The sequence below is a fragment of the Escherichia sp. HH41S genome (assembly GCF_009820115.1).
Lineage (GTDB): Bacteria > Pseudomonadota > Gammaproteobacteria > Enterobacterales > Enterobacteriaceae > Escherichia > Escherichia coli_F.
Window position 1 is genome coordinate 1 of sequence record NZ_VNXE01000013.1, and the last position, 819, is coordinate 819.

Below are 819 nucleotides of genomic sequence, written 5' to 3' on the forward strand. Positions count from 1 at the left end.
GAAACCCCCGGTATGACCGTGGAAACGGCCCGCCGCATTCTGGCAGCTGCACCACAGAGTGCACAGGCGCGCAGTGACACTGCGCTGGATCGTCTGATGCAGGGGGCACCGGCACCGCTGGCTGCAGGTAACCCGGCATCTGATGCCGTTAACGATTTGCTGAACACACCAGTGTAAGGGATGTTTATGACGAGCAAAGAAACCTTTACCCATTACCAGCCGCTGGGCAACAGTGACCCGGCACATACGGCAACCGCGCCCGGCGGATTGAGTGCGAAAGCGCCTGCAATGACCCCGCTGATGCTGGATACCTCCACCCGTAAGCTGGTTGCGTGGGATGGCACCACCGACGGTGCTGCCGTTGGCATTCTGGCGGTTGATGCTGACCAGACCAGCACCACGCTGACGTTCTACAAGTCCGGCACGTTCCGTTATGAGGATGTGCTCTGGCCGGAGGCTGCCAGCGACGAGACGAAAAAACGGACCGCGTTTGCCGGAACGGCAATCAGCATCGTTTAACCTGACCCTTCATCACTAAAGGCCGCCTGTGCGGCTTTTTTTACGGGATTTTTTTATGTCGATGTACACAACCGCCCAGCTGCTGGCGGCAAATGAGCAGAAATTTAAGTTTGATCCGCTGTTTCTGCGTCTCTTTTTCCGTGAGAGCTATCCCTTCACTACGGAGAAAGTCTATCTCTCACAAATTCCGGGACTGGTAAACATGGCGCTGTACGTTTCGCCGATTGTTTCCGGTGAGGTTATCCGTTCCCGTGGCGGCTCCACCTCTGAATTTACGCCGGGATATGTCAAACCCAAGCA

2 protein-coding genes and 1 pseudogene are annotated in these 819 nt (G+C 56.3%); all 3 read left to right on the top strand.

Going from position 1 to position 819, the window contains the following annotated elements:
• A pseudogene (locus tag FQZ95_RS26070) lies at positions 1-177 on the top strand (S49 family peptidase); the annotation flags it as partial.
• A gap of 9 nt (positions 178-186) precedes the next feature.
• Positions 187-519, top strand: a complete 333-nt coding sequence (locus FQZ95_RS03175; RefSeq protein WP_001338090.1) for a head decoration protein — start codon at positions 187-189, stop codon at positions 517-519.
• Between the two features lie 55 nt (positions 520-574).
• On the top strand, positions 575-819 hold a 245-nt coding region (locus FQZ95_RS03180), incomplete at its 3' end, for a major capsid protein (RefSeq protein WP_032348803.1).

Coding starts and splice junctions, on each gene's coding strand:
- FQZ95_RS03175 (WP_001338090.1), top strand. CDS start 187: ATGACGAGCAAAGAAACCTTTACCCATTACCAGCCGCTGGGCAACAGT.